The sequence below is a fragment of the Streptomyces sp. NBC_00464 genome (genome assembly GCF_036013915.1).
In the GTDB taxonomy this organism is placed as follows: domain Bacteria; phylum Actinomycetota; class Actinomycetes; order Streptomycetales; family Streptomycetaceae; genus Streptomyces.
The window spans coordinates 5,357,724-5,382,907 of record NZ_CP107899.1 but is presented as its reverse complement, the minus strand read 5'-3'; the positions used below and the strand labels follow the sequence as shown (position 1 = coordinate 5,382,907).

The following is a 25,184-nucleotide window of genomic DNA, read 5'->3' as shown; positions in this document are numbered from 1 at the left end:
CATGGCCCCGCTCAGAACCCCAGCTTGCGCAGCTGCTTGGGGTCGCGCTGCCAGTCCTTGGCGACCTTCACATGCAGATCGAGGTAGACCGGCGTGCCGAGCAGGGCCTCGATGTGCTTGCGCGACTTCGTGCCGACATCCTTCAGCCGCTTGCCCTTCGGGCCGATGATGATGCCCTTCTGGCTGGGCCGCTCGATGTAGACGTTGGCGTGGATGTCCAGCAGCGGCTTGTCCGCCGGACGGTCCTCGCGCGGCAGCATCTCCTCGACGACGACCGCGATCGAGTGCGGCAGCTCGTCCCGTACTCCTTCGAGCGCGGCCTCGCGGATCAGTTCCGCGACCATGACCATCTCGGGCTCGTCGGTGAGATCGCCCTCCGGGTAGAGCGGCGGGCTCTCCGGGAGCAGCGGGGCGATCAGGTCGGCCAGCAGGCCGACCTGATCGTCCTTGACGGCCGAGACCGGGATGATCTCCGCCCACTCGAAGCCGAGCTCCTCGCCGAGGCGGGAGACGGCCAGCAGCTGTTCGGCAAGCTGCTTGGACTCGACCAGGTCCGACTTGGTGATGATCGCGATCTTGGGCGTCTTCTTGATGCCCGCGAGTTCCTTGACGATGTACTTGTCGCCGGGGCCGAGCTTCTGGTCGGCGGGCAGGCAGAAGCCGATGACGTCGACCTCGGCCCAGGTGGTGCGTACGACGTCGTTGAGACGCTCGCCCAGCAGGGTGCGCGGCTTGTGGAGGCCGGGGGTGTCGACCAGGATCAGCTGTGCGTCCGGCCGGTGCACGATGCCGCGCACGGTGTGCCGGGTCGTCTGGGGCCGGTTGGACGTGATCGCCACCTTCTGGCCGACCAGAGCGTTCGTAAGGGTGGACTTGCCCGCGTTGGGACGGCCCACGAAGCAGGCGAACCCGGCCCGGTGGGGGGCGTTGTTCTCAGCCTGCTGCGCAGCAGCTTCTGGGTTAGGTCGAGCGCTCATGGCGCCCATTGTCCCCGATCCCGGCGGCCGCGGGGCACCAAGGCGCCCGCCGCAGCCACCGGACCCCGTTCTCAGGCCGTGCGGCGACGGTTGCGGCGTGACCGGATCCACAGCGCCGTACCCCCGGCGAGGGCCGCCAGCAGCACCCCGGCGACCAGCCAGGGCAGGGCGAAGTACGAGACGGAAGCGGACTCGCGGGTGTCGCGGGCGCTCGCGGTCAGCTTGATCTCACCCCACTCCACCTGCGGCGCGCCCGTCCACTCCTCGGTGAGCCGGACCTCCTGGCGGGGCAGCAGTTCGGAGGGGATGCGCTTGAGATCACGGGCGAGCAGGGTGCGGCCGAAGAGGCCCTCGGCCTTGAGGGCGACCTTGGGGCTGAGGGTGACGTTGCCGCGGTTGCGGAGGGTGTACGAGATGACGGCCCGGGACCTGCCCGTGCCCGGGACCAGCGGCGCGGTGCGCTCGACCTTGACGTCGTCGACGGAGACCGCGGGCATCGTCGGACCGTTCACCCGCAGATAGATCCGGGCGCCGACCGCCTTCTGGATGCCGACGGCGACGGCGCCCGCGTCGGTGGGGTCGATGCGCTCGTCGAGGGCGACGAGCGCGCCGGGGTGGTCGCCCGGTTCGGCACCCTCCGGCACCTTGATCGTCACGGGCACGGTGACCGAGCCGTGCGGTTTCACGGTGACCCGGTCGCGCCCGGCCTTCGCCCAGGCTCCGACGGAGCGCTGTTTCTCGTTCTGGGCGCGGACCGCGAATCCGCCGTCGCGTGCGGTGTTGTACGCGTCGGCGGCGTACAGCCGGAAGGTCAGCGGCTCACCGGTCTTGTTGGTGACGGTCACCTTGTCGGTGAGGGTCGCGCCGGGGTCGGCGGAGAGGTAGAAGTACGGCCGCGTGCCTGCGTCGGCGGTGGCGGGGAAGACCGACCAGCTGCCGTTGTCGGCGGCCGCGGCCGTGGGCGCGCCGAGCAGGAGCAGGGCGCCGGTCAGGAGGAGTACGGGCAGTTTGCGCACGGTGCGGGCTCCCAGGTGCACGCTCGGGCGGGGTGGGCCGGCCGGGTGCGCGCCCGGCCCACCGGTTGATCAATAGCTCCCGCTCACGTCAGGGTCAGCGTGAGCACTCCGGTGTACGCGCCGGCGGGAGTGAACGCCGGTACGTCCAGCGACAGCCGGGCGTCGACGGTGAACTCACCGCCGGTGAACGCACCGTCCGGCGTGGACGCCAGGGTGGCGCCCGCGCTGCCGACCGTTCCCTCGGATCCGGCCGCGCAGGTGCTCGGGCTGCCTGACTTCGTCGCGCAGGCCGGGCTCCAGCCGAGCGCGGACGCGCCGATCGTCGCCCCTCCCGGACCCGTGAAGTCGGTGACCTTGCCGGTCAGGGACCAGCCCGCGGGGCCGCCGCGGAAGTCCTGGACCGTCACGGTCTGCAGGGCTCCGGTGGAGGCGCCGCCCTGCCCGAAGTCGACCGCCGACAGTGCGACGGAATCCCCGGCCTGGGTCATGGTGAGCGTGCCCGGATTGACGGTGGACGTCAGCTGCTGGCTGCCGTCCGGGATCTCGCCGCCGCCTGTGGTGACGGTGTAGGCCTGGGGGCCCGCGCCCTTGGCCGGATCCCAGCCCGCTCCTTCGAACGCGACGATGCCGGTGGTGGCCGGATCGGTGATCTTGGGCCGGAAGGTGAAGGCACCCGAGTCGGCAGCCTTGGAGGTGATGCTGTCGGCGGTGATCGCGGTGCCGTTCCAGCCGGCCACGGTGACATCGGCGCCCGGGGTGAACCCGGCACCGGTGACGGTCACCCGCTCACCAGGCGCCCCGGAGGACGTGCCGAGCGTGAGGGTGCGCTCGTTGACCTCACCGCCGCCGTCCGTGGCGATGATCGTCTGGGAGACGGGGGCGGGCGGATCGGTGACCGTGCAGGGCGTGTCCAGCTCCATGATGTAGCTGGTGTGGATGTTGTAGTCGCCGGGCGAGAGCGTGATCTCACCGGGCGCGGTGACGGTGAAGGTGCCGGTCATGGAGAACGACGGGAACTCGCCCTTGCCGGGCACCGGACCGTTCTTCTTCGGGCCCGCGACCGTCACGTCGGTGGTCTGCGCACCGGCGACGGTGACCTTGCCGGTCGGCGTCATGATGTCGGCGGGCAGCGCCAGGTCGACCGGGTTGCTCGCGGCCGGTTTGATAACGGTGTACGTCACCGTGACCGTGTCGCCGACCTTCGGGGCGGCGTTGTCGACGGTGATCTCGGCCGAGGTCGTCCCGTCGATCGGCGGGATGCCGGCGATGGCGGGCGGGATGCAGTGGGTCGGGAAGTCCACCGCGACCGAGGCCGTCGCACTGGCCTGAGCGGGTCCGGCCAGCAGCCCTCCCCCGGTGACGACGAGCGCGCCGACACCCAGCGCGGCGGCCCAGCGGCGGCCGCGGTCCGGTCGGCCCGGGCGACGGGATCTTCGGCTGTCGGATCTTCGAATGGCTTGGCGCATGGAGCCCCCTCCTGCGGGATCCGGCGCGGCGGCTCTTCCGCGTCGGCAGGGAGCCATTGATGGCTTCGGTCGAGAAGAAGTCAATGGGATCGAAATGCGCCGACTGATGGGCCATCAGATGATGTCAAGATCCACGCTTCCCGCACATCCTGTACGAACGCCCCGCGCCGGTGGGCGCGGGGCGTTCGTACACACGATGGTGGTCCGGCGGAGGTTCAGCCCGCCGTCACGGTGAGCCGCAGCACCCCGTCGGGCCCGGCGAGCAGCACGGGCGTGTCGGCCCCGCCCAGGTCCCGTACCGCGGCCCGGTCCTCGTCGGACGGGGTCTGCGACTCGGAGACGACCGCGGCCGCCTCCAGCGACGTGGCCCCGCTGGCCACGGCCATCGCGACGGCCGTCCGGAGCGCGCTGAGCCGCAATGACTCCAGCTCCACGGTGCCCGCCACATACGTACGTCCGGTCTCGTCCCGCACGGCCGCGCCCTCCGGCACACCGTTGCGGGCGCGGGCGCTGCGCGCCAGCGTGACGATCTTGCGGTCCTCGGCGCCGAGGTCGGTGCTATCGGTCATGTGCCGAGCATACGAAGTGCGGCGACGGGCCCGGCACGCGGGCGCCCGGACCCCTCACGCCCGGACCTGCCGCATCGAACCGCGCCGGCCCTCCGGTGAGGCCAGCCACCGCAGCTTCTCCTCCGTGTCAGTGCCCGGCCACGGGTTGTGCAGCACGACCGCCAGATCCGGGCGGGCCGGAATACGCAACTGGGTGGCCTCCACGACCAGCGTGCCGACCGCCGGGTGCGACAGCTCCTTGCGCATCTGCCCGCCCGGCGCGACGTCCCGGCGCGCCCACAGCTCGGCGAACTCGGGGCTGCGCTCGGCCGCCTCGGCCACGATCGCCCGGAACCCGTCGTCGTCGGGGCACTCCGCGCACGCGGCCCGGAACTGGGCGACGACCCGGGCGGCGGTCTCCCACCACTCCTGGTCCGCGCCCCGGTGGACGGGATCGGTGAAGAAGGCGATCACACAGTTCTGCGGCCGGTCCGGCCGCAGCCCCATCACCATCGAGGCAGCGTCGTTGTAGAGGATGACGTTCCAGTACGCGTCCATGATGTGTGCAGGGAACGGCATCCAGCCGTCGATCAGCCGCTGCAGCCCGTCGCACATGTCCACATGTGCCGGATCGACCTCCAGCGCGGGCGGGTTGAGCCCGGCGAGGACATAGAGGTGACGGCGTTCGGCGCTGCTGAGCCGCAGCACCCGGGCCACGGAGTCCAGCACCTGGGGCGACACGGTGATGTCGCGGCCCTGCTCCAGCCACTGGTACCAGGACGCCCCCACGCCGGCGAGGACCGCGACCTCCTCGCGGCGCAGCCCCGGGGTGCGCCGCCGGGCCCCGCCGTCCGGGAGGCCCGCCTCGGCCGGACTGACCCGCGCCCGCCGGCTCATCAGGAACTCCCGCAGCTCGCCGAGGCGATGCGTCTTTCCGGCGTCCGCCGCGGTCCGGGCCGGTGTGCCCACGTAACTCCCCCTGGTGTCCGGGCCCGCTCCTGCCTGGTGGTGCGGCCAACAGGATAAGTTCCGGCTCCCCACGGATATTCCGACGGCCGCAGGCTCATGCCCATGGCGATCGATTCATCCACCCCAGCGGCCGTTACCGCCCCCGTCCCCGCACCATCCGGCCAGGACCGGCTCTCCGGCCGGGCCCGGCTGGTCCTTCTCGTCCTGTGCGCCGCCCAGTTCATGGTGTCGCTCGACTTCTCGGTACTGAACGTGGCGCTCCCCGTCCTCGGCGAAGACCTCGGTCTGAGCCGGTCGGGACTCCAGTGGGCGATCACCGCCTTCGCCCTGCCGTCCGGCGGCTTCCTGCTGCTCTTCGGCCGGATCGCGGACCTCTACGGCCGCCGCCGGCTGTTCCTCACCGGGCTCGCCGTCTTCGGCGCGGCCTCGCTGCTGGCCACGTTCGCCTGGAACCCGGCCGCCTTCCTCACCGGGCGGGCGCTCCAAGGGCTCGGGGCCGCGGTCATCGTGCCCACCGGGATGTCCCTGCTCACCACCACGTTCCCGGAGGGACCGCTGCGGGACCGGGCGCTCGGCATCAGCGGCACCCTGCTCTCCCTCGGCTTCACGGTCGGCATGGTGGCCGGCGGCACGCTCACCGACACCCTCGGCTGGCGCTCCACGATGGGGCTGCTGACGCTGGCCGCGGTGGTCGTCCTCGCGGCGGCGCCCGCGCTGCTCACCGAGTCCCGTACGCCCGACCGGCCGCGGCTGGACGTGCCGGGTGCCGTGACCGTCACCGGCGGGCTCCTCGCGCTGATCTACGCCCTCTCCACGGCGGCGGAGCACGGCTTCGGCCGGGTGGACGTGCAGGCCACGCTGGCCGCCGGAGTCCTCCTGCTCGTCGCGTTCGTGATCGTCGAGTCCCGTGCGTCGGCCCCGCTGGTCTCGCTGCCGATGCTCCGCCGGCGCACGGTGGCCTTCGGCAATCTGGGCGGGCTGCTCACCTTCTCGATGATGAGCACCATCGTCTTCGTCCTGACCCTGTATCTGCAGGAGGTGCTGGACCTGTCGGCCTTCGGGACCGGGCTGGTCTTCGGCGTACAGGGTGTCGCCTCGGTGGTGGCGGGTGTGTACGCCCCGAAGGTCATCGGCCGGATCGGCGCCCGGCGCACCCTGTCCGTCTCCCTGCTGGGCCAGGGCCTGTTCATCGCGGCACTGCTGGGCCTCGGTGCGGGTTCGGGCGTCTGGCTGGCCACGGTCGCGGTCTCGCTCGCCAGCATGTGCCACCTGGGCGCGATCATCGCGTACGGCCTCACCGTCACCTCGGGGGTGCCTGACGCGGAGCAGGGCCTGGCGACGGGTCTCGTCACCACGACCCAGCAGGTCGGGCTCACGATCGGGATCCCGCTGCTCGGCGTGCTGGCGACGACCCAGAGTTCGCTGTTCGACGGCGTACGGACCGTGATCGCGGTGGCCGCCGGCCTGCTGGTCGTCGCAGCGGGCGTGGTGGGAATGGGGCTGCGGCGGGCCTAAGGGGTACGCGCCTCCCGGGTGACCGCTTCCTCATAGGCGGCGGTCAGCTCCGCCAGCACGCCGTCCGTGCGGGCCGGAGCCCCGGTCAGGTGGGTGGCCCGGAGCTCGGCCATGAACCGCTCCCACATCGGGGGGCCGCCGGCAGCCAGCAGTTCGGCCCGCACCGTGAGCTCCGGCGCCGTGTCCAGCCAGCGGGCGCCCCAGGCGCCGAGCTGGGCCATCACCGGGACGAGCTGAACCGCCGCCTCGGTGAGGTGGTAGGCGACCTTCTGGCGGTGGCTCGGGTCGTCGTCGCGGGTGAGCAGCCCCGCCTCGACGAGTTTCGCCAGCCGGTTGGCCAGGATGTTCGACGCGATGCCTTCCATGGAGGCGTTGAGCAGCTCCCGGAAGTGGGTGAGGCCGCCGAACATGATGTCGCGCAGCACGATCAGGCTCCAGCGGTCCCCGAGGAGCTCGACCGTCATGTTGATCGGGCAGCCGGACCGGCCCGGCGACACGGGCAGCTTTCCGGAGGGAACTGGTTGCAACATGGGAGCAGTCTAGATAGCTTACGAACCGGTTGCAGATTGCAATCGGAAGGGGATCCGATGAAACAGCTGGTCCGCGTCCAGAACTTCTGTGTCTCCCGAGACGGCTACGGCGCCGGGGAGGGTCAGACGCTCGACAGCCCGTTCGGCAACGTCGACCCCGGCAAGCTCATCTCCTGGGCCGGTGCCACCGCCCACTGGCCCAACCGGACCGACCCCGGGGGCACTCTCGGCCTGGACGACTACTTCACCCGCGACTTCTCCAACAACATCGGCGCCGAGATCATGGGCCGCAACAAGTTCGGCCCGCAGCGCGGCCCGTGGGAGAACCACGACTGGGAGGGCTGGTGGGGCGAGGAGCCCCCCTTCCACACCCCGGTGTTCGTCCTCACCCACCACGAACGCCCGTCGATCACTCTCGGGGAGACCACGTTCCACTTCCTCGACGCCTCCCCGAAGGACGCGCTCACCCGGGCCTTCGAGGCCGCCGAGGGCAAGGACGTACGCATCGGTGGCGGTGTCGCCACGGTCCGGGAGTTCCTCGACGCCGATCTCATCGACTCGCTGCACGTCGCCGTCTCGCCGCTCGACATCGGTGCGGGCGAACGTCTGTGGGAGAGCCCCGAGGCGCTGACCGACCGTTTCCACCTGGAGAAGGTCCCGAGCCCGAGCAGCGACGTGGTGCACCACCTGCTCTGGCGGAAGTGACCGGCCCGGCCCCGCACCCGGCCTACGCCCGGTCGAGCCGCAGCCGCTCCGCCCGCGGCAGCTTCGCCACCACGAGGTCGTAACTGTCCTCGATCAGCTCACGCAGCTTCGCGTCCGGCAGACCGGACACCGTCACGGTGTTCCAGTGCCGCTTGTTCATGTGCCACCCCGGCGCCACGGCCTCGTACTCCTCCCGGAGCCGCACCGCGTCGTCGGGGTCGCACTTGAGGTTCACCGTCAACGGCTGCGCGTCCAGCGTGCTCAGCGCGAACATCTTGCCGAGCACCTTGAACACGGAAATCTCCGGCCCGAACGGGAACTCCTCCACGCTCGCGTTGAACCCCAGGCAGAACGCCCTCAGCTGCTTCGGTGTCATGCCGTCGCCTCCTCCTCGGGAGCCACCGGCTCCACCAGCACCGTGACGATCTTGTTCCGCCGGCCCGCCGGGGACTCCGCGGTCAGCCGCAGCCTGCGGCCGTCGGGGAGCTCGACCTCGGACGAGGCACCCGCGATCGGCACCCGGCCCAGCGCCTTCGCGAGGAGCCCGCCGACGGTCTCCACGTCCTCGTCGTCGTACTCGTCGAGGCCGAACAGCTCACCGAGGTCGCCGATGTCCAGCCGGGCGGTCACCCGGAAGCAGCCGTTCTCCAGCGGCTGGACCGGCGGCAGCTCGCGGTCGTACTCGTCGGTGATCTCGCCGACGATCTCCTCCAGGATGTCCTCGATGGTGACGATGCCCGCCGTACCGCCGTACTCGTCGATGACGACGGCGACGTGACTGCGCTCCTGCTGCATCTCCCGCAGCAGGTCACCGGCGTTCTTCGTGTCGGGCACGAAGGCCGCCGGGCGCATCGCTGTGGAGACCAGATCGGCCTCGGACTCCCGGTTGATGTGCGTCTTGCGGACCAGGTCCTTGAGGTAGACGATCCCGACGATGTCGTCCTCGTTCTCCCCGGTGACGGGGATCCGCGAGAAACCGGAACGCAGCGCCAGGGTCAGCGCCTGCCGGATCGTCTTGTAGCGCTCGATGCAGACCAGGTCGGTGCGCGGCACCATCACCTCGCGCACGAGCGTGTCACCCAGCTCGAAGACGGAGTGCACCATGCGGCGCTCCTCGTCCTCGATCAGCGACTCCTGCTCGGCGAGGTCGACCATCGCCCGCAGCTCGGCCTCACTGGCGAACGGGCCCTTGCGGAACCCCTTGCCCGGTGTCAGCGCGTTGCCGATGAGGATCAGCAGCTGCGGGATCGGCCCCATGATCCTGGCCAGCGGCAGCAGCACGTACGCCGCCGCGGTGGCCGTGTTCAGCGGGTGCTGGCGGCCGATGGTGCGCGGCGAGACGCCGATGGCGACGTAGGAGACGAGGACCATCACGCCCATGGCGACGGCCAGCGCCTCCCAGGTCTCCGGCAACTCCTTGAGGCAGGCGTACGTGACCAGCACCCCGGCCGCCATCTCGCAGGCGACCCGCACCAGCAGGGCGACGTTGAGATAGCGCGTCGGATCGGCCGCGACCTGTTCCAGCTTGTCGCTGCCGCGCCGCCCCGAGCGGACCGCCTCGGCGGCCCGGAAGCTCGACGTACGCGCGATGCCGGCCTCGGCGCAGGCCGCCAGCCAGCCGACGACGATCAGCAGGACGACCCCGAAGACGAGCGGCAGGCTCACGAGACGGTGGGTGCGGGGGACGGACCGGTGAGCCCGTGCTCGCCGCGCCAGCCGTCCACGATCGCCGCCTGGAGGCCGAACATCTCGGCCTTCTCGTCGGGCTCCTCGTGGTCGTAGCCGAGCAGGTGCAGCACCCCGTGGACGGTGAGGAGCTGGAGCTCCTCGTCCATGGAGTGCTGCGTGTCGGCGTCCTCGCCCTGCTTCTTGGCGACCTCCGGGCAGAGCACGATGTCACCGAGGAGCCCCTGCGGGGGCTCCTCGTCGTCCTTGGCCGGCGGACGCAGCTCGTCCATCGGGAAGGACATGACGTCCGTCGGGCCCGGCAGGTCCATCCACTGGATGTGGAGCTGTTCCATGGCGGCGGTGTCCACCACGATCACCGAGAGCTCGGAGAGCGGGTGGATCCTCATCCGCGCGAGCGCGTAGCGGGCGATGTCGAGGATCGCCTGCTCGTCGACCTCGGTTCCGGACTCGTTGTTGACGTCGATCGACATGGTGCGCTGCTACTGCTTCCCGTTGCGTCGGCCCTGACCCTTGCCGGCCTGGCCGTCCTGGTCGCTGTCGTACTTCTCGTACGCGTCGACGATACGGCCGACCAGCTTGTGCCGGACGACATCCTGGGAGGTGAGCCGGGAGAAGTGCACGTCGTCGATGCCCTCAAGGATGTCCTGGACCTGACGCAGACCGCTCTTGGTGCCGTTCGGCAGGTCGACCTGGGTGACGTCGCCCGTGACGACGATCTTCGAGTCGAAGCCGAGGCGGGTAAGGAACATCTTCATCTGCTCGGCGCTGGTGTTCTGCGCCTCGTCCAGGATGATAAAAGCATCATTAAGGGTGCGACCCCTCATGTATGCCAGCGGCGCCACCTCGATCGTGCCCGCCGCCATCAGCCGCGGGATCGAGTCGGGGTCGAGCATGTCGTGCAGGGCGTCGTAGAGCGGGCGCAGATACGGGTCGATCTTGTCGAAGAGCGTGCCGGGCAGGAAGCCGAGCCGCTCACCGGCCTCGACCGCGGGGCGGGTCAGGATGATCCGGCTGACCTGCTTGGACTGCAGGGCCTGGACCGCCTTGGCCATGGCGAGGTACGTCTTGCCGGTGCCGGCGGGGCCGATGCCGAAGACGATCGTGTGCTTGTCGATCGCGTCGACGTACCGCTTCTGGTTGAGCGTCTTGGGGCGGATCGTGCGGCCGCGGCTGGAGAGGATGTTCTGGGTGAGCACCTCGGCCGGGGTCTCCGTGCCGTCCGCCTTGCCGTTCTCGGTGGCCTTGAGCATCGCGATCGACCGTTCCACGGCGTCCTCCGTCATCGGCTGCCCGGTGCGGAGCACCAGCACCATCTCGTCGAACAGGCGCTGGATCAGGGCGATGTCCGCCGCGGTGCCCGTCGCGCTTATGTCATTACCCCGGACGTGGATGTCGGCCGCCGGGAACGCCGCTTCGATCACGCGCAGCAGCGAGTCGCCCGCTCCCAGGAGCATCACCATGGGGTGAGCGGCCGGGATGCTGATGTGGGCACGCGCCTGCGGCTGTGTGGGTGTCTGAGTCATGGGCCGGCCCTCGGGCCTGCACATACCTCCCGTTGCAGGGTTCTCGCTGCTCGAAAACCTCTGGAGTACCCAGCCTACGACTCCGTACTGACATCACCGAGAGGTTTTCGCAGGCGGGAACACGGCTGCCGGGTTACGGACGGAAGCCGATCGTCGGGACGGCCCGGCGCAGCGGCCAGGGGCGGGCGGCGGCGGGGAGCAGGTCCTGGAGGAAGGCGTACCGCTGGAGCGCGGCCGGGTCCTGACCGGTGAGGGTGCGGATGCGCTGCCACCAGGCGGCGATCTCCGCCCAGCCGGGGGCCGAGAGCGAGCCGCCGAACTCCTGGACCGAGAGGGCGGCGGTGAGGCCGGCGAAGGCGAGGCGGTCGGCGAGGGGCCAGTTGGCGAGGGTGCCGGTGACGAAGCCGGCCACGAAGACGTCGCCCGCGCCGGTCGGGTCCAGGGCCTCGACCGCGATCGCGGGGACCTCGGCGGTGGCCCCGGTGGCGGCGTCGACCGCGTACGCGCCCTCGGCGCCGAGGGTGACGACGGCGAGCGGGACCCGTTCGGCGAGGGCGTGTGCGGCAGTGCGGGGGCAGTCGGTGCGGGTGTAGCGCATGGCCTCCTCGGCGTTGGGGAGGAAGGCCTGGCAGTGCTCCAGGTCGGTCAGGCCGTCCAGGTCCCAGCGGCCGGTCTCGTCCCAGCCGACGTCGGCGAAGACCGCGGCCCCCTGGCCGGCCGCCTCGGCCACCCAGGGTTCGCTGCGGCCGGGGGCGAGCGAGGCGATGGCGGCCCTGGCACGGGGCGGGCACCGGGGGGAGGCGGGGGCTCCGGTGGGGTCGAACGCGGGCGGGGGCGGGGCCTCGTGGCCGTGCGAGACCATCGTCCGCTCGCCCTCGTACGCCATCGAGACGGTCACCGGGGAGTGCCAGCCGCGGACGGTGTGCGACAGGGACAGGTCGATGCCCTCGCCCTGTTCGAGGGCGTCCCAGCAGTACTCGCCGTAGTGGTCGTCGCCGAACGCGGCGGCGAGTGAGGTGCGAAGGCCGAGGCGGGCGAGCGCGGTGGCCATGTTGGCGACGCCGCCGGGGCTGGATCCCATGCCGCGGGCCCAGGACTCGGTGCCGCGCACCGGGGCGCTGTCCAGGCCGGTGAAGATGATGTCGAGGAAGACCGTGCCGGTGAGGAAGACGTCGCAGCCGGGGTCCTGCGGTGCGCGCAGCCCGTCCAGCGGGTCGATGTCTGGAATGTCAGCGCTCACCTTGCACTCCCCGGTCGTGGCGGTTGCGGTCAGTGTGCCCGATTCCCGTCCGCAGGTGCGGGGTCCGCGCCGGGTCTGTGTACACAGAGGCTGACCTGCATAAACATGCGCTGTTACCCGCATAGAAACACGGCAAACACATAAGTGACTCAGATCACAGCGAGGCGACTTTCGGTCGACCCTGAGCACTTGATACAAATTGGCCCGCGACCACCGTTGGCGACATGACCGACGAGTGTGCCGATTCCCCGCATTTCTCGCATTCCCGCATGACCCCCCTCTGCCTTTTTTCTCCGCCTCCTCTGGCATGTCTTCAGGAACGCCCATGTCCTCGCGCCCTCGCGCCGCGTGGCCTCTGGTTGCCGTGTTCACCGCCGGTTACCTCGCCGCCTATCTGCTCCCCACCATCGTGGGACGGCTCTCCGTCTATCTGGGTCTCAGCACGGCCGAGGCCGGTCTGGTCGGCAGCGCCCTGCTGCTGAGTTCGGCCTCGGCCGGCTTCTGTCTGGCGGGCCGCGTGGAGACGTACGGGCCGCGGAGACCGGCGCGGATCGGGCTGGTGCTGGCCGTGCTGGGGTACGGCTGCGCCGCGCTCGCGGGTTCCGTGCCGCTGGTGGTCCTGGGCGCCATGGTGGGCGGTTTCGGTTCCGGGACGGCGACCGCGGTGGCCGCGGCGGGCATCGCCGCCCAGCGCGATCCGCACCGGACGTCGTCCCTGGGGCTGCTGAGCGTCTCGGCGACGGCGGGCGCCCTGTATCTGACGATCCCGCACCTGGGCGGTGGCCACCGGCTGCCGTTCGCTTCGATCGCGCTGGTCGCGCTGCTCGTCTGGCCGGCCACCTCCCGGCTCGGCAGCCCGGTCCCGGCCGGACCGTCCGTCCCCGCGTCGGGACGGCTGCCGCACCGCCGCTCGGGCCTGGTGCTGGCGGGCGGCATGCTCGTCTGGTCCATGGCGCAGAACGCGCTGTGGGGGGTCAGCAGCCGCATCGGCGTGGACCAGGTCGGGCTCTCCGAGGTCACCATCGGCGCGGTGTTCGCCGCCGCGCTCGGCGCCGGTCTGCTCGGCGTGATGGGCGCCGGCGTACTGGGGGCCCGGCTCGGGCGGGCGGTGCCGATCGGCCTGGGCACCGTGGTCATCGCGGGGAGCATCGTGCTCAGCTCGTCGGCCGGGAGCCTCGGCTCGTTCGCGAGCGGCGAGATCCTGTGGAACACCGTGTACCCGGTGGTCCTGTCGTATCTGATCGGCCTGGCCGCGTCCCTGGACGTGCGCGGGCGCTGGGCGGTCCTGGCGGGCTCGGCCTCGTCGGTCGGCGTGGCCTGCGGTCCGGTGCTCGGCAGTGTGCTGTCCGAGGGGGCCGGCTTCCCGGTGATGGGGCTGATCCTGGGCGCCGTGACCCTGCTGGTCGCGGTCCCGGTGACGGCGGTGGCCCTGCACACCGGTGGCCGTCCGCTGGTGCCGGGATCGGTGCGCCGCAGGGGTGGCGCTCCGGCGGCCCTGCTCGCGGTCACCACCGGTGCGGTGCCCGGGGCGGTGCCGAAGCTGGGCGCGCCCGAGCAGGCCGTCACGGAGATAAGCCTGCCCGCGCTGCGCCGCAGGCGCCTGGTCAGGAGTGCGTTCCGGACGGCCGGCCCGTCGGGCGGCGGTCAGTCGAACGCGTACGCCTCGACCTCGGACAGGTAGCGCGCCCTGCGCTCCTCGTCGTGGTCGAGGAAGGCCGCCTCGAAGGAGTTGCGGGCCAGGGTGCGCAGCTGCTCGCGCTCCAGTCCGAGCGCCTCGTGGACGGCGTGGAAAGTGTCTCCGACGTATCCGCCGAAGTAGGCGGGGTCGTCGGAGTTCACCGTGCAGAGCAGCCCGGCGTCCATCATGGCCCGCAGCGGGTGCTCCTCCAGGGTGTCGATGGCCCGCAGCCGTACGTTGGACAGCGGGCAGAGGGTGAGCGGCACCCGGTCCGCGACCAGTCGCTTCACGAGCTCCGGGTCCTCCATGCAGCGCAGCCCGTGGTCGATGCGCTCCACGCCGAGGACGTCGAGCGCCTCGGTGATGTACGCGGGCGGGCCCTCCTCGCCCGCGTGGGCGACCTTGCGCAGCCCGAGCGCCTCGGCCGCGGCGTACACCTCGCGGAACTTGGCGGGCGGGTGGCCCACCTCGGCGGAGTCCAGGCCGACGGCGCTGATCCGGTGCAGATACGGCTTCGCGGCCTCCAGGGTCTCCAGCGCCGATTCGGCGGACTGGTCGCGCAGGAAGCACATGATGAGCTGGGTGGAGATGCCGTGCTTCTCCTCGCTGCGCTCCAGCGCCCGGCCGAGCCCCTCGACGACGGTGCCGATGGGCACACCGCGGGCGGTGTGCGCCTGCGGGTCGAAGAAGATCTCCGCGTGGCGCACGCCCTGGGCGGCGGCGCGGGTGAGGTAGGCGTCGGCGAGTTCGGTGAAGTCGTCCTCGGTGCGCAGCACCGCCATCAGCGCGTAGTACAGGTCGAGGAAGCTCTGCAGGTCGTCGAAGAGGTAGGCGGTGCGCAGCTCCTCGGTGTCCGCGTAGGGCAGCCGCACGTCGTTGCGTGCGGCGAGCGCGAAGGCCAGTTCGGGTTCGAGGGTTCCTTCGATGTGGAGGTGGAGTTCTGCTTTGGGGAGGTGCACGGGTTTCTCGCTTACGCAGGGTGGTGCTGTGACGTTGTCTACGGGTGACGGCTCGGTACCGGGACCCGGATCAGATCCTGGGCGACGGTCAGTTCGCCCTCGAACCCGGCCGCCCTGGCCTGGGTCTCGAAGACCTCCGGGTCCGGGTAGCGCTGGGAGAAGTGGGTGAGCACGAGGTGCCGTACGCCCGCTTCCCGCGCGACCCGGGCAGCCTGTCCGGCGGTCAGGTGGCCGTGGTCGGTGGCCAGTCTTTCGTCCTCGTCGAGGAAGGTCGACTCGATGACCAGCATGTCGCAGCCCTCGGCGAGCGCGTACACGCCGTCGCAGAGCCTCGTGTCCATGATGAAGGCGAACCGTTGTCCGCGCCTGTGCTCGGAGACGTCGTCGAGGGTGATGCCGCCGAGGGCGCCCTCGCGCTGGAGCCGGCCGACGTCCGGTCCCGCGATGCCGTGCTGGGCGAGTTTCGCGGGCAGCATGCGCCGCCCGTCGGGCTCGGCCAGCCGGTAGCCGTACGACTCGACGGGGTGCGAGAGCTTGTGGCTGCTGAGGGTGTACGTGTCCGTGGTGGCCAGCGGCCCGTCGGCGGCGACCGGGGCCTCGGTCAGCTCGACGGATTCGCGGTAGGCGGTGGCGTACCGCAGGCGTTCGAAGAAGTGCTGTCCGCTCGCCGGGTAGTGCGCGGTGACGGGGTGCGGGACCTGGTCGAGGTTGATCCGCTGGATCACCCCGGCCAGGCCGAGCGAGTGGTCGCCGTGGAAGTGCGTGACGCAGATCCGGTCGATGTCGTGCGCGGCGACGCCGGCCCGCAGCATCTGTCGCTGGGTGCCCTCGCCCGGGTCGAAGAGGATGCCCTCGCCGTCCCAGCGCAGCAGATAGCCGTTGTGGTTGCGGTGCCGGGTCGGGACCTGGCTGGCGGTGCCGAGGACGACGAGTTCACGTGCGGACACGGTGTGCGGCGGTCCGTTCTAGCCGGGGGGCCACTGGAGACCGCGGCCGCCCAGGACATGGGCGTGCGCGTGGAAGACGGTCTGCCCGGCCCCGGCACCGGTGTTGAACACGACCCGGTATCCGGTCTCGTCGACCTTCTCGTCGGCGGCGACGTGTCCGGCCTCGCGCAGGACGTCGGCGAGGATCTGCGGCTCGGCGGCGGCGAGGGACGCGGCGTCGGGGTGGTGGACACGGGGGATGACCAGGACGTGGGTGGGGGCCTGGGGGTTGATGTCGCGGAAGGCGACCGTGGTGTCGGTCTCCCGGACGATGGTGGCCGGGATCTCACCCGAGACGATCTTGCAGAACAGGCAGTCGGGCTGCGGTTCTCCTGCCATGGGGTGCGCTCCTCTGTCTCGGTGATCCGTTACGGGGGCAGCCTAGCGGGGCACCCAGCCCCGCCGGCGTTTGAGGCGCGGGGTCCGGGGCGGAGCCCCGGGTTCGGGCCCCGCCCCTCGACTCACTCCGGCAGCCCCGGCGCCGTCTTCGCCGGCGTGCGGCTCAGCGACTCCAGGGCGATCCGGATCGCCTCGTCCAGCTGCGGGTCCCGGCCCGCGGCATGGTCCTGCGGTGTCATGACGACCTCGACATCGGGATCGACGCCGTGGTTCTCGACGCCCCAGCCGTACCCCTCCAGCCAGAAGGCGTACTTGGGCTGGGTGACCAGCGTGCCGTCGACGAGGCGGTACCGGCTGTCGATGCCCACCACGCCGCCCCAGGTGCGTACGCCGACCACGGGGCCGATGTCCAGCGCCTTGATCGCCGCGTTCACGATGTCGCCGTCCGAGCCGGAGAACTCGTTCGCGACGGCCACGACGGGGCCGCGCGGTGCGTCGCCCGGGTAGCTGGAGGGCCGCATGCCGCGGGGCAGGTCCCAGCCGACGATGCGGCGGGCGAGCTTCTCCACCACCAGCTGCGAGGTGTGGCCGCCGCGGTTCTCCCGTACGTCCACCACCAGGCCTTCGCGGGCGACCTCGGTGCGCAGGTCGCGGTGGATCTGGGCCCAGCCCGAGCCGACCATGTCCGGGACGTGGAGGTAGCCGAGGCGCCCGCCGGACTGTTCGTGCACGTGCGCACGCCGGCCGGCGACCCACGCGTGGTAGCGCAGTGCCTCCTCGTCGGCGATCGGCACGACGACGACATGGCGCGGGTCGCCGCCGTCGACCGGGGAGACGGTCAGTTCGACGGGTTTGCCGGCCGAGCCGGTGAGCAGCGGTGCGGGGCCGGTGAGCGGGTCGACGGGGTGGCCGTCGACGGCCACGATCGCGTCACCCGCACGGACGGCGACGCCGGGTGCGGCGAGCGGGGCCCGGGCGGCCGGGTCGGAGGTCTCGGACGGCAGGATGCGGTCGATGCGCCAGCTCCCGTCGTCCGCGCGGGAGAGGTCTGCGCCGAGCAGGCCCTGCCGGGCGGAGTCGTCGCGCCAGCCGCCGGAGGGGGTCACATAGGCGTGCGAAGTGCCGAGTTCGCCCTGGACCTCCCACAGGAGGTCGATGAGGTCGTCGTGGGTGGCGACGCGCTCCAGGACGGGGCGGTAGCGGTCCAGTACGCCGTTCCAGTCGATGCCGGCCATGTCGGGGCGCCAGAAGTTGTCCCGCATGATGCGGCCGGCCTCGTCGTACATCTGGCGCCATTCGGCGGCCGGGTCGAGGGTGCGGCGGACGCGGGAGAGGTCGACGGTGATGTTGTTGTCGTCGCTGTCGTCGTCGGAACCCCCGGACACCCGGCTGTCGGACGGGACGATGCGCAGCTTGCCGTGGCTGAGCAGGGCGAGGCGCTTGCCGTCGCCGCTGACCGCGAACCGGCCGATGTCGGAGGCCAGTTCCTCGCAGCGCAGCTTCTCCAGGTCGTACCGCTCCAGGACGGTCTCGGGGCCGTGGGTGTCGGGGGTGGCCGCGCTGGTGCCGAGGACTCCGGTCACCGGGTGGCGCAGCCACAGCAGTCCGTCCTTCGCCGCCCTGAGCGAGGAGTAGCTGGCGGCCTCGACGGGCAGCGGCACGATCCGGTCGGCGAGGCCGTCCAGGTCGATGCGGGTGACGGGGAGTGCCGTGGGGTTGTCCTCGCCGTCGCCGCCCTTCTCCTTCTCGGTCGGGCGGCCGTGGAGCTGGGGCCCGAACGGGGAGGGGGTGGTCGCGGCGAGCGTCAGCAGGTGCGGCCGGCAGGTCCCGATGAACGCCAGGTCGAAGACGTGGGAGTCGTAGATCGGGTCGAACGCCCGCTCCGAGAGGAAGGCCAGGTGCTTTCCGTCGGCGGTGAAGGCGGGTGCGAAGTCCCGGAACCGCAGCGGGGTCGCCTCGGAGACCGACAGGTCGGCCAGGTGCGCGAGCTTGAGCTGGCTCAGCGGCTCGGGGCCGGGGTGCGACCAGGCGAGCCAGGCGGAGTCGGGCGAGAAGACGAGCCCGGAGGCGTCGCCGTGCTCGCTGCGGTCCACCTCGTGGACCTCGCCGCTCTCCCGTTCCACGATCAGGACGCGTCCGTCGTGGGCGGCGACGGCGAAGCGGCTGCCGTCGGGGGCGGGGACCAGGTCGAGGACCCGGCCGATCCGGCCCGAGGCGAGGCGGCGCGGTACGGCGCCGGGGCCGGTCCCGGTGGCGGGTGCGCACTCCAGCGCGTCGTCGCCCTCGGCGTCGGTGACCCAGACGACGTGCTGGTCGCCGTCGGCCTGGAAGGTGTGGGGCAGCCTGGCCCGTACGCCGGGTTCGACGGCGAGTGCGCGGGCCGGGCCCTCGCGGTGGGTGACCCAGTGGACGGCGCCGCGGGACCCGACGGCGCTGCCGCGGCCGGTGCGGTCGGGCGAGGCGGTGTGCAGGTGGCTGCCGGCGTGCACGGGGTGCGGCTGGAGGTCGGCGCGCTGGCCGCCGAGCCGGATGTCGAGGCGGCGGGGTGCGTCGCTCTCCAGGCTGTCCAGGAGCCACAGTTCACCGGCGGACGCGTAGGCGACGCGGGTGCCGTCGGTGGTGGCGTGGCGGGCGTAGAAGCCTTCGATTCCGGTGTGCCGGCGCAGGTCCGTGCCGTCGGGCAGCGAGGAGTGGAGCGCGCCGACGCCTTCGTGGTCGGAGAGGAAGGCGATGCGGTCGCCGACCCACAGGGGGCACTCGATGTTGCCGTCGAGCTCCTCGTGGACACGTACGAACTCCGCCGGGTCCCCCTCGGCCGCGATCCAGAGCTTGCCCGCCGTGCCGCCGCGGTAGCGCTTCCAGGTGGCGGCCTCGCGCCCCATGGTGGCCGAAAGCAGCAGGACGCGTCCGCCGGGACCGTACGCGAGGGAGCCGACCGGTCCGTACGGGAGGGTCCGTGCGGGCCCTCCGTCGACCGGCACGGCCCGGGCCCAGCTGCGCCGGAGCGAGACCTGGCCCTGGGTGCTGGTGACCAGCACGTCCCCGTCGGGGGTCCAGCCGCGGACTGTCGTCCGCGCGTCGCCCCAGTGGGTCAGCCGCCGGGAGGGGCCGCCGTCGACGGGGGCGAGGTGCACTTCGGGTGCCCCGTCCCGGGTGGACGTCCAGGCGACGAGGGTGCCGTCGGGAGATATCCGCGGCTGGGTGACGGGGCGGTTGTCGGCGCTGACACGCCAGGCTCGGCCGCCGTCGAGCGGCGCGAGCCAGACATCGTCCTCGGCGGTGAAGGCGATCGAGTCGCCCTGGACATGGGGATACCGGAGGTAGGAAGGCTGTGTCACATCGATCACCCTAGGCCGCTGCTCTGCCTGGTGGAACGGGGTTGGCCGGAGTCCGCCGTCCGGCCGGCTCACTTGCCCTGGGGGTGCGCGGTGACCGTGACGGTCACGGTGACCGTGGGCCGGGCCCCTCCCCCGCCGCTGTTCCCACCGCCGGCCGGTGCGGAGGTCGGGGGCGGCGCCGCGCAGTTGCCGAGCAGGGTGGCCCGGAACACGGTCCGGTTACCGGCCTTCGCGGTCAGGTCACCGCGCACGCAGCGGCCGTCGACCGCCTGCCGGACCTGACCGGTGACCTTGATGTCCCGGCCGTCCTTCGTCCGGCCGCTGCAGTCGACATCGGCGACGCGGCGCGTGGTGGCGGTGGCCGAACCGGCCTGCGTGGACGACGACTTCGCCCCGCCCCCGTCCACGCTCGCCGTGCAGGTCAGCCACTGCACCTGGACGCCTTCGTGCTCCAGGGCGCTGGTGGCGGTGCGGTCCGTGGTCACGGCGATGGTGGCGGTGTTCAGTCCGTCCACGGGTCCGCAGGCGGCGAGGCCCACGACGGCTGCGGCAGCGAGGCAGACCGCGGCCGGGAAGTGATGGGCCCTTCTGCGGCCCGCTGCCCTTGATGTCCCCATACGGGCAGCTTCCCACCGCTCCCGGCGCAGCGGTAGACCGCTTGCGGCCACAACTGCCCCGGCCGGAAAGTCGCTACGCCCAGCGCCCCGTGCGTCCCAGCAGCAGCGCAACCGCCGCGGTACCCGCCGTCGAGGTGCGCAGAACGGTCGGTCCGAGCCGGCAGGTCCGGGCGCCCGCGGCGGCGAAAACGGCCAATTCCTCCGGGGACACGCCTCCTTCGGGCCCTACGACCAGCACGATCTCACCCTCGCCGGGCAGCGCGACGGTGGCCAGCGGCTCACTGGCGTACCCCCGGTCCTCGTGCAGCACGGCCGCGAAGTCGGCCGTGGCCAGAAGTGCGGCAACCTGCTTGGTCGTCAACGCGTCCGCCACCTCCGGGAAGCGGACCCGGCGCGACTGCTTGCCGGCCTCGCGGGCCGTACTGCGCCACTTCGCCAGGGACTTGAGGCCCCGGTCGCCCTTCCACTGGGTGATGCAGCGCGCGGCCTGCCACGGCACGACCGCGTCGACGCCGGTCTCCGTCATCGTCTCGACGGCGACCTCGCCGCGGTCACCCTTGGGCAACGCCTGGACGACGGTGATACGGACGTCGGGACGGGGTTCCTCGTGGACGGACTCCAGGTCGGTGATCACCAACCGGTCCTTGCCCTCGGCGGCCATCACGACGCCTTCGGCCCAGCGCCCGCTCCCGTCCGTCAGGACGACGTCCTCACCGGCGCGCAGGCGCTTCACCGAGACGGCGTGCCGCCCCTCGGGCCCTTCCAGGACGAAGCCGGGCCCCTGCGGCATCCGGTCGACGACGAAGACGGGTGCCGTCACTGTGTACTCCTTGTGCTCACTGCCGTCCGTGCGGCGTCCAGTTCCTCGGCAAGCAGTCTGACCAGCCGGCCGGCGGGCAGCTCGCGCGCCATCCGGTGGCCCTGCCCCGCCCACAGTGCCATGCCCTGCGCGTCCCCGGCCTTGGCCGCCGCCTTGCGCAGCACGGCCGTCATCTGGTGCACCTGCGGGTAGGCGGCGGGGGCGTACGGTCCGTGCTCGCGCACGAAGCGGTTGACCAGGCCGCGGGCCGGGCGTCCGGAGAAGGCCCGGGTCAGGGTGGTGCGGACGAACAGCGGGTTGGTGAGGGCCTGCTTGTGCAGCAGGTGGGCGCCCGATTCGGGGCAGACCAGGAAGGCGGTGCCGAGCTGCGCGGCATCGGCGCCGGCCGCCAGCACGGCGGCGATCTGGGATCCCCGCATCAGTCCGCCCGCGGCGACAATCGGTATCTGCACGGTCTCGCGGACCTGGGCCACCAGGCAGAGCAGGCCGGTCCCGGCGCCGTCGATCTGGGGGTCGTCGCGGAAGGTGGACTGGTGGCCGCCCGCCTCGATGCCCTGGGCGCAGACGGCGTCGGCGCCCGCCCACTGGGCGGCCTGGGCCTCCTCCGGCGAGGTGACCGTGACGACCGTGTACGTACCCACCGCGGCGAACGCGTCGAGGGTGTCGCGGGAGGGGCAGCCGAAGGTGAAGGAGACGACCGGGACCGGGTCCTCCAGCAGGATGGCGAGCTTGGCCTCGTAGCCGTCGTCACCGCCGGTGTCGGTGTCGCCGAGCGGGGTCTCGTACCAGGATGTCTCGCCCGCGAGCTGATGCCGGTACACCTCGACGGCGGCCGGGTCGGCGAGGTTCGGCTGCGGCATGAACAGGTTGACGCCGAAGGGCTGGCCGGTGAGACCGCGCACCTGTTTGATCTCGTTGTACATGCCGTCCGTCGTCTTGTACCCGGCGGCCAGGAAGCCGAGCCCGCCGGCCTCGGCGACGGCCGCGACGAGCTGCGGACACGAGGTCCCACCCGCCATCGGGGCCTGCACGATCGGATACCGGCAGAGATCGGTCAACGCGGATGACATGACCGCATCGTGTCATGTCCCCCGTGTCCGGCGATACGCACCCCGGTGCCACATTTTGTCCACAATGCGGTACGGGCCCGGAATCCGGGCCCGTACGACATCGTTCACGTGGATCTAGCGGCCGTTGAACGCGTCCTTCAGACGCGAGAACAGACCCTGCTGCCCGGGCTGGAACTGGCCGGTGGGCCGCTCCTCGCCGCGCAGTTTCGACAGCTCGCGCAGCAGACGCTCCTGCTCCGGGTCCATCTTGGTCGGGGTCATCACCTCGACGTGCACGATGAGGTCGCCGCGCCCGCCGCCTCGCAGGTGCGTGATGCCGCGTCCGTGCAGCGGGACGGACTGGCCGGACTGGGTGCCCGGCCGGATGTCGACCTCCTCAAGGCCGTCGAGCGTCTCCAGCGGCACCTTGGTGCCGAGGGCCGCCGCCGTCATCGGGATGGTGACCGTGCAGTGCAGATCGTCGCCGCGCCGCTGGAACACGGCGTGCGGCAGCTCGTGGATCTCGACGTAGAGATCGCCGGCGGGGCCGCCGCCGGGGCCGACCTCACCCTCGCCCGCGAGCTGGATGCGGGTGCCGTTGTCGACACCTGCGGGGATCTTCACGGTGAGCGTGCGCCGCGAGCGGATGCGGCCGTCACCGGCGCACTCCGGGCACGGCGTCGGCACGACCGTACCGAAGCCCTGGCACTGGGGGCAGGGCCGCGAGGTCATGACCTGGCCGAGGAACGACCGGGTGACCTGGGAGACCTCGCCGCGGCCGCGGCACATGTCACAGGTCTGGGCGGAGGTGCCGGGTGCGGCACCCTCGCCACTACAGGTCGTACAGACGACGGCCGTGTCGACCTGGATGTCCTTGGTCGTACCGAAGGCCGACTCGGAGAGGTCGATCTCCAGCCGGATCATGGCGTCCTGGCCGCGGCGGGTGCGCGAACGGGGTCCGCGCTGCGACGCCGTGCCGAAGAACGCGTCCATGATGTCGGAGAAGTTGCCGAAGCCGCCCTGTCCGAATCCGCCCGCGCCACCGCCTCCGGAGGCGGACAGCGGGTCGCCGCCGAGGTCGTAGACCTGCTTCTTCTGAGCGTCCGACAACACCTCGTAAGCGGCGTTGATCTCCTTGAACCGCTCCTGGGTCTTCGGATCGGGGTTCACATCCGGGTGCAGCTCGCGGGCGAGCCTCCGGAAGGCCTTCTTGATCTCGTCCTGCGAAGCGTCGCGGCGCACGCCGAGTACGGCGTAGTAGTCCGTGGCCACTTACGACTCCGCCAGGATCTGTCCGACGTAACGTGCCACTGCGCGTACCGCTCCCATCGTTCCGGGGTAGTCCATGCGGGTCGGTCCGACCACGCCGAGTTTGGCGACTGCCTCGTCGCCCGAACCGTAGCCGACCGCGACGACGGACGTGGAGTTGAGCCCCTCGTGGGCGTTCTCGTGCCCGATACGTACGGTCATGCCCGAGTCCTTGGCCTCGCCGAGCAGCTTCAGCAGCACGACCTGCTCCTCCAATGCCTCCAGCACCGGCCGGATCATCACAGGGAAGTCGTGCCCGAAGCGGGTGAGGTTGGAGGTGCCGCCGATCATCAGCCGCTCCTCCGTCTCCTCGACGAGGCATTCGAGGAGGATCGAGAGCACGGTGGACACGGTTCCCCGGTCCTCGCTCTCGAATGATTCCGGCAGGTCCTGCACCAGCTGCGGGACGTCCGCGAAACGGCGTCCCACGACCCGGCTGTTGAGCCGGGCCCGCAGATCGGCGAGAGAGGTCTCACCGAACGGCGCGGGGCAGTCCACCAGCCGCTGTTCGACCCGGCCGGTGTCCGTGATCAGCACGAGCATCAGCCGGGCGGGGGCCAGCGAAAGCAGTTCCACGTGCCGCACCGTCGAGCGGGTCAGCGAGGGGTACTGCACGACGGCGACCTGCCGGGTCAGCTGCGCGAGCAGCCGTACGGTACGTCCCACGACATCGTCGAGGTCGACCGCGCCGTCGAGGAAATTCTGAATGGCACGGCGCTCCGGCGACGACAGGGGCTTGACGCCCGCGAGCTTGTCGACGAAGAGCCGGTAACCCTTGTCCGTCGGGATGCGTCCCGCGCTGGTGTGCGGCTGGGCGATGAAGCCCTCGTCCTCCAGCACCGCCATGTCGTTGCGGACGGTGGCCGGGGAGACCCCCAGCTTGTGCCGCTCCGTGAGCGCCTTGGAGCCGACGGGCTCCTCGGTGCCGACATAGTCCTGGACGATGGCGCGCAGCACTTCGAGTCTGCGTTCGCTGAGCATCGCGCACACCTCCAGCTGTGTACCTCGGTGGTTCTCGGGCCGTTCCCGGGTCTTCTCCTGGCACTCTGTGCGTACGAGTGCCAGCAATCCCCCGGCCAGTGTACGGCGACGGGGTAGCCCCCTAGCAAGGGCGACCGGCCACGCTACCGCGAGACTGCGCAGGTCGTTGCCGATAGCGTCGTCCCATGGACGCCTCTTGGGAAGAGTTCGGCTGGGAGCGACTCGGACACGGAGTGGGCCGGCGACGCCTTCCCGTGTGGGATGCAACGGTCGCACTGGTGGCCGGGACGGACGGAGTGCTGCTCTGCGACACCGGATCGTCACTGCGTGAAGCGGTGGAGGTACGCCGCCAGGCGCAGTCGCTGCTGGGCCAAAGGGTGACACATATCGCACTCAGCCACCCCCATTTCGATCATGTGCTGGGCACGGCCGCCTTCGCCGGGACGCAGGTGTACGGCGCCGGGGGCATGAGGGATGTGCTGCGGCACGGGGCGGACGAACTGCACGCCGACGCGGTGCGGCAGGGCCTGCCCGAACAGGACGCGGCGGAGTCCGCCGATGTCCTTGTGGCGCCCCACCACGAGGTGATCGCCGAATGGACGCTCGATCTGGGCGGCGGGCGCGAGGTGCTGCTGGTGAACGCGGGTCCGGCGCACAGCGGCCACGATCTGGCGGTGCTGGTGCCCGGCGTCTCCGACTCGCCGGCGATCGTGTTCTGCGGCGACCTGGTCGAGGAGTCCGGCGACCCCCAGGCCGGACCGGACGCATTCCCCGCGCGCTGGCCGGCGGCGCTGGACCGGCTGCTGGAGCTGGGCGGCGAGGACGCGTTGTACGTGCCGGGGCACGGGGCCGTGGTGGACGCCGCGTTCGTACGGGCCCAGCGCGACGACCTCGCTGCCCGGTTCGGCGTGTCGTAGCCCGCTCCCCGCTT

General features: G+C 71.5%; 24 protein-coding genes. 4 read left to right on the top strand and 20 right to left on the bottom strand.

The genetic code is table 11. The annotated features are described in order from the left end of the window. Nucleotides 1-11: 11 nt before the first annotated feature. From era to OG912_RS24140, 5 genes are all read right to left on the bottom strand, one after another. Nucleotides 12-986 (bottom strand): GTPase Era, encoded by a 975-nt coding sequence (gene era / locus OG912_RS24160; protein WP_326736111.1) that lies wholly within the window; start codon nt 984-986, stop codon nt 12-14. A gap of 62 nt (nt 987-1,048) precedes the next feature. After that, nucleotides 1,049-1,993, bottom strand: coding sequence for a WxL protein peptidoglycan domain-containing protein (locus tag OG912_RS24155; protein WP_327711215.1), 945 nt, complete (start codon nt 1,991-1,993; stop codon nt 1,049-1,051). An 83-nt stretch (nt 1,994-2,076) separates the two neighbouring features. Then, nucleotides 2,077-3,459: a beta-xylosidase gene (locus tag OG912_RS24150; protein ID WP_327711214.1), complete on the bottom strand. Its 1,383-nt coding sequence runs from the start codon at nt 3,457-3,459 to the stop codon at nt 2,077-2,079. 215 nt (nt 3,460-3,674) lie between these two features. Further along, nucleotides 3,675-4,028 carry a cytidine deaminase gene (locus OG912_RS24145; RefSeq protein ID WP_326662374.1) on the bottom strand — a complete coding sequence of 118 codons (354 nt, stop codon included), beginning with the start codon at nt 4,026-4,028 and terminating at the stop codon, nt 3,675-3,677. A gap of 54 nt (nt 4,029-4,082) precedes the next feature. Beyond that, complete coding sequence (locus OG912_RS24140; protein WP_327711213.1) at nt 4,083-4,976, bottom strand: helix-turn-helix transcriptional regulator; 894 nt, start codon at nt 4,974-4,976, stop codon at nt 4,083-4,085. A 102-nt stretch (nt 4,977-5,078) separates the two neighbouring features. Between OG912_RS24140 and OG912_RS24135 the strand changes: the two genes are divergently transcribed. Continuing rightward, nucleotides 5,079-6,491 (top strand): MFS transporter, encoded by a 1,413-nt coding sequence (locus OG912_RS24135; protein WP_327711212.1) that lies wholly within the window; start codon nt 5,079-5,081, stop codon nt 6,489-6,491. On the opposite strand, the gene OG912_RS24130 is transcribed toward OG912_RS24135, so the two are convergent. Then, nucleotides 6,488-7,021, bottom strand: a complete 534-nt coding sequence (locus OG912_RS24130; protein ID WP_327711211.1) for a winged helix-turn-helix transcriptional regulator — start codon at nt 7,019-7,021, stop codon at nt 6,488-6,490. The two genes, OG912_RS24135 and OG912_RS24130, sit on opposite strands and share 4 nt — an antisense overlap. A 57-nt stretch (nt 7,022-7,078) precedes the next feature. On the opposite strand from OG912_RS24130, the gene OG912_RS24125 reads away from it, so the two are divergent. Next, nucleotides 7,079-7,726, top strand: a complete 648-nt coding sequence (locus tag OG912_RS24125; RefSeq protein ID WP_327711210.1) for a dihydrofolate reductase family protein — start codon at nt 7,079-7,081, stop codon at nt 7,724-7,726. Between the two features lie 22 nt (nt 7,727-7,748). On the opposite strand, the gene OG912_RS24120 is transcribed toward OG912_RS24125, so the two are convergent. The 5 genes from OG912_RS24120 to OG912_RS24100 all read right to left on the bottom strand — a co-directional run bounded on the left by OG912_RS24120 (nt 7,749) and on the right by OG912_RS24100 (nt 12,178). Then, entirely contained in the window at nt 7,749-8,102 is a 354-nt protein-coding gene (locus OG912_RS24120) for an MmcQ/YjbR family DNA-binding protein (protein ID WP_326736118.1), read from the bottom strand. Next, nucleotides 8,099-9,391 (bottom strand): hemolysin family protein, encoded by a 1,293-nt coding sequence (locus tag OG912_RS24115; RefSeq protein WP_327711209.1) that lies wholly within the window; start codon nt 9,389-9,391, stop codon nt 8,099-8,101. The genes OG912_RS24120 and OG912_RS24115 overlap by 4 nt, the downstream gene beginning before the upstream one ends. Continuing rightward, nucleotides 9,388-9,885: an rRNA maturation RNase YbeY gene (gene ybeY, locus OG912_RS24110; RefSeq protein WP_327711208.1), complete on the bottom strand. Its 498-nt coding sequence runs from the start codon at nt 9,883-9,885 to the stop codon at nt 9,388-9,390. Before ybeY ends, OG912_RS24115 begins: the two co-directional genes overlap by 4 nt. A 9-nt stretch (nt 9,886-9,894) precedes the next feature. Next, nucleotides 9,895-10,938 (bottom strand): PhoH family protein, encoded by a 1,044-nt coding sequence (locus tag OG912_RS24105; RefSeq protein ID WP_219573189.1) that lies wholly within the window; start codon nt 10,936-10,938, stop codon nt 9,895-9,897. Nucleotides 10,939-11,071: 133 nt separating this feature from the next. Further along, nucleotides 11,072-12,178, bottom strand: coding sequence for a PfkB family carbohydrate kinase (locus tag OG912_RS24100; RefSeq protein ID WP_327711207.1), 1,107 nt, complete (start codon nt 12,176-12,178; stop codon nt 11,072-11,074). A 325-nt stretch (nt 12,179-12,503) separates the two neighbouring features. Between OG912_RS24100 and OG912_RS24095 the strand changes: the two genes are divergently transcribed. Further along, on the top strand, nt 12,504-13,859 hold the full coding sequence (locus OG912_RS24095) for an MFS transporter (protein ID WP_327711206.1): 1,356 nt from the start codon (nt 12,504-12,506) through the stop codon (nt 13,857-13,859). On the opposite strand, the gene OG912_RS24090 is transcribed toward OG912_RS24095, so the two are convergent. The 9 genes from OG912_RS24090 to hrcA all read right to left on the bottom strand — a co-directional run bounded on the left by OG912_RS24090 (nt 13,823) and on the right by hrcA (nt 24,253). After that, nucleotides 13,823-14,815 carry an adenosine deaminase gene (locus OG912_RS24090; RefSeq protein ID WP_327711205.1) on the bottom strand — a complete coding sequence of 331 codons (993 nt, stop codon included), beginning with the start codon at nt 14,813-14,815 and terminating at the stop codon, nt 13,823-13,825. The genes OG912_RS24095 and OG912_RS24090 overlap by 37 nt on opposite strands. 38 nt (nt 14,816-14,853) lie before the next feature. Next, nucleotides 14,854-15,762: a ribonuclease Z gene (locus OG912_RS24085; protein ID WP_327711204.1), complete on the bottom strand. Its 909-nt coding sequence runs from the start codon at nt 15,760-15,762 to the stop codon at nt 14,854-14,856. 18 nt (nt 15,763-15,780) lie between these two features. Beyond that, entirely contained in the window at nt 15,781-16,140 is a 360-nt protein-coding gene (locus tag OG912_RS24080; protein ID WP_327711203.1) for a histidine triad nucleotide-binding protein, read from the bottom strand. A 122-nt stretch (nt 16,141-16,262) separates the two neighbouring features. After that, on the bottom strand, nt 16,263-19,478 hold the full coding sequence (locus OG912_RS24075) for a S41 family peptidase (protein ID WP_327711202.1): 3,216 nt from the start codon (nt 19,476-19,478) through the stop codon (nt 16,263-16,265). Nucleotides 19,479-19,546: 68 nt separating this feature from the next. Next, nucleotides 19,547-20,095 carry a hypothetical protein gene (locus tag OG912_RS24070; protein ID WP_327711201.1) on the bottom strand — a complete coding sequence of 183 codons (549 nt, stop codon included), beginning with the start codon at nt 20,093-20,095 and terminating at the stop codon, nt 19,547-19,549. 73 nt (nt 20,096-20,168) lie between these two features. Further along, nucleotides 20,169-20,915 (bottom strand): 16S rRNA (uracil(1498)-N(3))-methyltransferase, encoded by a 747-nt coding sequence (locus OG912_RS24065; protein WP_327711200.1) that lies wholly within the window; start codon nt 20,913-20,915, stop codon nt 20,169-20,171. Further along, the gene (locus OG912_RS24060) at nt 20,912-21,985 is read right to left on the bottom strand and encodes a nitronate monooxygenase (RefSeq protein WP_326736129.1); all 1,074 of its coding nucleotides are present in this window, start codon (nt 21,983-21,985) and stop codon (nt 20,912-20,914) included. Before OG912_RS24060 ends, OG912_RS24065 begins: the two co-directional genes overlap by 4 nt. A 114-nt stretch (nt 21,986-22,099) precedes the next feature. Next, entirely contained in the window at nt 22,100-23,236 is a 1,137-nt protein-coding gene (dnaJ, locus tag OG912_RS24055; protein ID WP_219573124.1) for a molecular chaperone DnaJ, read from the bottom strand. After that, nucleotides 23,237-24,253 carry a heat-inducible transcriptional repressor HrcA gene (hrcA, locus tag OG912_RS24050; RefSeq protein ID WP_219573125.1) on the bottom strand — a complete coding sequence of 339 codons (1,017 nt, stop codon included), beginning with the start codon at nt 24,251-24,253 and terminating at the stop codon, nt 23,237-23,239. A gap of 185 nt (nt 24,254-24,438) precedes the next feature. Here hrcA and OG912_RS24045 point away from each other — a divergent pair, with 185 nt between their 5' ends. Then, nucleotides 24,439-25,170 carry an MBL fold metallo-hydrolase gene (locus tag OG912_RS24045; protein WP_327711199.1) on the top strand — a complete coding sequence of 244 codons (732 nt, stop codon included), beginning with the start codon at nt 24,439-24,441 and terminating at the stop codon, nt 25,168-25,170. Nucleotides 25,171-25,184 lie beyond the last annotated feature (14 nt).